At 59.1% G+C, this 6,207-nt stretch carries 4 protein-coding genes; all 4 read right to left on the reverse strand.

Annotation, left to right across the window (positions count from 1 at the left end):
• Positions 1-35: 35 nt before the first annotated feature.
• Positions 36-1,403 (reverse strand): PEP-CTERM-box response regulator transcription factor, encoded by a 1,368-nt coding sequence (prsR, locus tag ACIQ67_RS08700; RefSeq protein ID WP_397533972.1) that lies wholly within the window; start codon positions 1,401-1,403, stop codon positions 36-38.
• Positions 1,400-3,538 (reverse strand): XrtA/PEP-CTERM system histidine kinase PrsK, encoded by a 2,139-nt coding sequence (gene prsK / locus ACIQ67_RS08705; RefSeq protein ID WP_397533973.1) that lies wholly within the window; start codon positions 3,536-3,538, stop codon positions 1,400-1,402. The genes prsR and prsK overlap by 4 nt, the downstream gene beginning before the upstream one ends.
• Before the next feature lie 99 nt (positions 3,539-3,637).
• Positions 3,638-5,023 (reverse strand): TIGR03013 family XrtA/PEP-CTERM system glycosyltransferase, encoded by a 1,386-nt coding sequence (locus ACIQ67_RS08710; protein ID WP_397533974.1) that lies wholly within the window; start codon positions 5,021-5,023, stop codon positions 3,638-3,640.
• A 576-nt stretch (positions 5,024-5,599) separates the two neighbouring features.
• Positions 5,600-6,207 (reverse strand): branched-chain amino acid ABC transporter substrate-binding protein (locus ACIQ67_RS08715; RefSeq protein WP_397533975.1); only part of this gene is annotated, 608 nt, incomplete at its 5' end.

Consider the following 6,207-nt stretch of genomic DNA (forward strand, 5'->3'; position numbering starts at 1 on the left):
GCTTCACAATCTCTCCCTTGTTCCAGCCCTGCGGGCTATTTGATCTGCAAACGACTCATCAGGTCGTAGAGCGTCGGGCGACTCACGCCCAGGATCTCAGCCGCCTTAACGATGCTGCCAGCCGAGCGCGCCAGCGCAGCGACCACCGCCTGACGTTCGGCTCGCTCGCGGACACTGCGCAAATCCAGCGAAGCCAATTCCTCATCCCCCTCATTGGCCTCAGGGGATGGGAGGCCGATATCGTCAGCCGTGATTCGATCGGCGTCGGCCATGATGGAGGCCCGTTTCATCAGGTTCTGCAATTCGCGAACATTGCCTGGCCAGCCGTAAGTCTCGATGGCTCGCACCGCGTCCTCGCTCAATGTCAGTGCCGGCCGGCGCTGTTCAGCGGCGAAGCGCTTCAAGAACGAGTGACAAAGCAGAACGGCATCACCTTGCCTTTGCCTCAGCGGCGGGATGTCAACGACGATCTCCGCCAGGCGGTAATAGAGGTCCTCGCGGAAACTGCCTTGGCTGATCAAGTGCCGCAAGTCCTGGTGAGTCGCGCCCACGATGCGAACGTCGATGGGAATCTCCTGGCGTCCGCCGACTCTCTCAATGGCTCGCTCTTGGAGAAAACGCAGCAACTTTGCTTGCAGGGGCAAAGGAAGGTCGCCAATTTCGTCAAGCATCAAGGTGCCGCCGTTGGCCGTTTCAATCTTGCCGATGGTGGTCTTGCTTGCCCCGGTGAACGCACCCTTCTCGTACCCAAACAGCTCGCTCTCGAGCAGGTTCTCAGGAATGGCCGCACAGTTGATCGCAACAAAGCGCCCTTTGCGCTTGGATGCATCATGCAGTCCTTGAGCCAGAAGTTCCTTGCCGGTACCGCTCTCCCCGAGCAAAAGGACGGTGGCATTGCTGGGAGCGACCTTCTCGATCGTCCTGCAAATCTTGAGCATCCGCTCATCGCGCGTGATGATGCCGCCCACCGTGTCGGAACTCTGCTGCGCTTGCAGTCGGCGATTCTCCTGCTGCAAGTCGTAGAGGCGAAAGGCCCGCTCAACCGTGAGGGACAGGGCGTCCGGGTCAACCGGCTTGGCGAGAAAATCGTAGGCACCCAGGCGAATGGCGCGCAGCGCGTTCGCCTGATCGTTCTGCCCGGTCAGTACGATCACTTTGACCCCAGGATCAAGCTCCATCAGTTTTTCAAGCAGCTTGAAACCCTCGGACACCGAGTCCTGATCAGGCGGCAGGCCCAGGTCCATGGTCACCACAGCCGGCTGGTGACGTCGAAACTGCAGCACTGCGGACGCAACGTCGTCTGCCTGGACTGATTCAAAACCGTCCAGCGACCACTTCAACTGCTTCTGCAGCGCAAGATCATCCTCGACGATCAACAAAGGTTGGGCACGGACCGAACTCATTTGAAACTCAGCATGCCGAGATCAGACGTCTGACCGGCGTGAAACAGCGGCAAATGGATCGTTACCTTGGTGCCCTGCCCGATTTCGCTCTCCACGTTGATCTTCCCCCCAAGTTCCTGCAAATACTGAAAGCTCTCGAATGCGCCAATACCCATGCCATTGGGCTTCGTTGTCTGAAAAGGCTTGAACAGTCGCGTGCGGATGAATTCATCGCTCATGCCGCAGCCAGTATCTCCGACCTCGATACAGGCGTTGCTCCCATGCCGATCCAGGGTCAACCAGACTCGCCCATCTTCTGGCGTCGCGTCGAATGCATTTTGAACAACATGACCAATGACTCGTTCGATCCGCTCCTCGTGCCCACGAGTACTGACCGCCGTACGAATCTCCACAACCAATTGCCTGCCTTTGCTGTGTGCACCTGTGGCCAAACGCTTGGCGATGGGCACCAAGTCAACACCTTGTGATACGCCGTGCGGTGTCGAACCTTCGCGCAACTGAAGCATCAACTGGCGCATTTTCTCCAACGAGTTTTCCACTGTGGCCAGCATATCCTCCTGGAACTCCGGGTTGTCGCGCAGCCTGCGAGCGTTCTTCATCATCAAGGACAACTGCGTCACGATGTTCTTCAGATCGTGCACCACGAAGGCTGACATGCGGTTGAATGCATCGAACTTGCGCGCCTCCAGCAACGCCTCGGTTGACATCATCTGCGCCAGGTAGCTCGCGGCTTGGCTGCTCGCGGTGCGAAGCAAGTCGCGGACCTCCCAGTTCACGTCGACCGGTGTTCTTGGCCGCCCCAGGACAGCGAAGCCAATAAGGTTTGCCCCCACGGGCAACGGGACGAGAAGCCAGTAGCGATCATCGGAGCGCATCCACTGCGGCACGACCAAACCAGGGTGTCTCTGCGGCTCGTTGCGCAACTCGTCAAGATTCACAATCCAGCCGGTCTCTTGGAGATAAACCGCAAACTTGGCGTCGGCGGATTCCGGCTCGTGGATCTCGGGAAGATTCCATCTCGCTGACTGCTGATAGTCACCGGCCCCACCAAGACGCAACCAAAGCACGCCCGACGGGCTTTCGACGAGATTGGCAAGGCCGCGAATCGCCGAGATGCCTAACTCCTGAGGGGAGTTCTGCGACGACAACATGGCCGTGAACCGAAGCCATTCTTCCCGGTAGTCGTATCGGTAACTGAAGAAATGCTTGCTGATGTAGACACGAAGCTTCGCGCGCATCGAGCCCGACAGCAGCGCAAGCAGCAATGTCAGCAAAGCCACCGCGATCAACGCGATCTGCATCGCCCGGCCCCAGTCCCCTCCGGTGTAGCGGATGTAGTAGCCGACACCGGAAACCAGCAAGAGGTAGAGGCCTGCCAGCAACATCGTCGCCGAATGAAAGACGACGGCGCGAGACACATGCAGCTTGCCCAGCCAGTCGACACGGCGCCGGCTGGCAAGGTAAAGCAAAGGGACAGCGAAACTGTGAATCAAGGGGCGGACGCCCAACGCGTCAGGATCGATGCCCTGAAACAGCGCCGCCTGAGAAAACAGGTAGAGGTCAAAGGCAAACACCACGCCAAGGCCCAGGCAAACGGGCTTGACTCCCCAACGGGCTTCACTATCGACGTTGCGCAGCAGCTGCTCCACCAAGAGCAGACCGATCACGCTGAGCGCAAGCCATCCATAGGCCAACGGACGCATCCAGACCACGGCGCGCAAGTCACTGAACTCCCTGCCCAGGTTCAGTAGCAGAACCACCGTCAGCACGGCACCCGTGCCCCATAGCAGCAAACGCCGTACCTTGTCGGCCGGCCTAGCCGCCTCCGGCACGCGCAGGAGAAAAAGGACGAAACACAGCAGCAAGGCGTAGCGCAGCCAGTCCAGCCAGGGCACCACCGAGGCCTGCCAAGTCACGCTGGCGGTCGACAGCTCTGAGACCAATCCAGCAATCGCCCACACTGCGCCGGCGAGCATGGCAGCAAGGAAGACTTGCCCGGCGCGCCCTCCGACCCTCAATGAGTGACGCGTGCGCCAGACATACGCCCCCAGAAAGGCCACGTATGCGAACGCCGCAGCCCCGAAAGAGACCAGACCCAAATTGAAGTGAGGTTCAAGCATGATCGAACGAATCATGCCCGACTGGAACCCGGTTGCACGAACTCATCAGCTTGCAGCCATCGTTGGCCCAGCAGTCAGGCCCCCAGCAAACAGGACCAGCAAGATCAAGCTTGATCAGCGCGCACCCTTGCCGGTCAGGACGACCGCGACCGTTTCCAGCATGATCAACAGGTCAAGGAACAAGGTGTGATTCTTGACGTAGTACAGGTCGTACTGAAGCTTCTCGACGGAGTCTTCAACGGTCGAGCCATACTCATAGCGCACCTGCGCCCATCCAGTGACGCCCGGCTTGACGCTGTGACGAACTGCGTAATAAGGAATCTTGGCAATCAGTTCGTCAACAAAGTACTGACGCTCGGGACGAGGCCCAACCAAGCTCATTTCACCGCGAAGCACATTCAACAACTGAGGCAATTCATCGATGCGAACGCGCCGGATGAAGCGACCAACCTTGGTGACCCGGTCGTCGTTGACGGTGGCCCAGCGTGGTTTGCCATCCTTCTCGGCATCAGTACGCATGCTGCGAAACTTGATAACCTCAAAGACCTTGCCGTTCAATCCGACACGCTCCTGGCGGTAAAACACCGGACCGCGAGATTCGAACTTAATCAGCAAAGCTGTGACCGCCATGATCGGCAGAGCCAGCAACAGGATAAGTGCCGAAAAGAGAATGTCGAAAACACGCTTCACACTGGTGCGAAGCACGCCTTGGTTGAAACCATCACCAAAGATCAGCCAGCCCGCATTGACGTGACTGATCTTGATCTGGGCCAGCGTCTTCTCGAAGTGCGTTGCGATGTCAACAACGCGCACGCCGTAGAGCTTGCAATCGAGCAATTGGCGCAAAGGCATGCTGCCTCCACGTCGCTCTGACAGTGCAACGACGATTTCGTCAACGCCGAGCTTGAGTGCCGTTTCAGTCAGAGTCCCCTGGGGCTCAATGATTTCAGCGCGCGCGACATGGGGCTCCGTCTCATTCGGCCCAGGAAAGTAGCCCAGAATCTGCGCATGCGGATCAGCGCTCTTGAGCGTGTTGCCGACGGCACGAGCAACCTCGCCTGAACCGAAGATCAAGATCTTCGTACGATTGCGGGATTGTGCGATCGAGTGCGCTGCATAGACGCGATGGACCAGCACAGCTGCGACAGCCGCCATCGCCGCGATGGTCATCAGTTCGCGGCTTTCGCTGAAGTCCGCGGGCAAGAGGCTGAAGATTCCGTAGGCGATCGGCAGTGCCAGCAGCAATGCCAGCAGTGCGCGGGCACACGACTCAGTCACCGAACGGTTGTGAACATGCTGATAGAAGCCCGTCGCCGAGTTGATCACGAACATGCACCCAGCCAAGGACAGGCCATGAGATGCCGCAAAGGGGATCACTTGGCCGGCCTGTTCACCCTGGCTCAGCGTCACCGCCAGCAAGGCGAAGATGATCAGCCCGAGGTCAAAGAAGACCTGGAGTAGCGTCCGCCTGTGCAAGTAGTGATTGAAAACTCGAATCATGCTCTTTCCCCAAACGCTCTGCTCAAGCATCCCTAAGGTCTACCCGAACCCACTTCCCTGTCGCTCTGGTGCAGCAAAACAAGGATCGACTGCAATGGCCTTACTGCCTGTCGGACCCACCCTCTCCACGACTCAATGCGTGTACAAGCAACACCCGACTGACTCAGCAACTCACCATGCCCAGGGACGCTTTCTTGCTGGAGGATCATGCCCTCCTGTCTGCCGCTTGAAAGCCCCCCGTTTAGAGGGTTACCCTGCCCGAATGCCAACTGATACCGCGGGGCTGTGATGCAACACAAGGGGCAAACCCAACTCCGCGACCGGGCGCAGTAGAACGCAAAGCAGCGAAGGTGCCACGTGAAGAAATCACAAGCAGCCACGCTTGTAACCAAGCTGTATGACGCTTCCCCGGAGAGCATGCAATTCGCCGCAGCCCCAAGGCTGCCGTGAGGACATCGCCGCATGAGCAAACAAAAAAAGCGTCCACCTTACGGTGGACGCTCTCAGGGGGCTGAGCAGCAGCCGGGCTGATCCCGGACCGCCCTCAGATTCGTTGGTTTGCGATTGCCGCTTCGATCAGCGCACCACAGCGATCTGCTCGCGTGCACCGGCCTTGTAGGTGAACAAGGTCAGCGCGCCGTTCTTGATGTCGCCCTTGTTGTCGAACGCGATCGTGCCCGTCACACCCTTGTAACCCTCGGTCTTGGCCAGCACCGGCAGGTACTTCGCCGGCTCAGCCGAGCCCGCCTTCACCATCGCCGCCACCATCACGTTCACCGCGTCGTACACGTACGGTGCATAAATCTGCACGTCCAGCTTGTACTTTGCCTTGAACTTGGCCTTGAAGTCGTCCATCGACTTCTTGGACTCGCCTTCAACACCACCCGCCTCAGCACACACCACCTGGCCATCGCCCATGGTGCCGGCCGCCAGCTTGGGCAGCTCGCCCGAGCAGATGCCGTCGCCGCCCATGAACTTGGCGTCAATGCCCAACTGCTTCATCTGGCGCAGCATCGGGCCCGCCACAGCGTCCATGCCGCCGAAGAACACCACATCCGGCTTCTTGCCCTTCAAGGAGGTCAGGATGGCGGTGAAGTCCGTGGCCTTGTCGCTCGTGAACTCACGACCCACCACCTTGCCGCCCGCGCCCTTGACACCCTTCTCGAACTCGTCCGCCACGCCCT

Source organism: Roseateles sp. (assembly GCF_044373315.1).
Classification (GTDB): domain Bacteria; phylum Pseudomonadota; class Gammaproteobacteria; order Burkholderiales; family Burkholderiaceae_C; genus JACDQM01.

Excerpts from the sequence above, each read along its gene's own strand:
- prsR (WP_397533972.1), bottom strand. The coding sequence starts at position 1,403 with ATGAGTTCGGTCCGTGCCCAACCTTTGTTGATCGTCGAGGATGATCTT.
- prsK (WP_397533973.1), bottom strand. The coding sequence starts at position 3,538 with ATGATTCGTTCGATCATGCTTGAACCTCACTTCAATTTGGGTCTGGTC.
- ACIQ67_RS08710 (WP_397533974.1), bottom strand. The coding sequence starts at position 5,023 with ATGATTCGAGTTTTCAATCACTACTTGCACAGGCGGACGCTACTCCAG.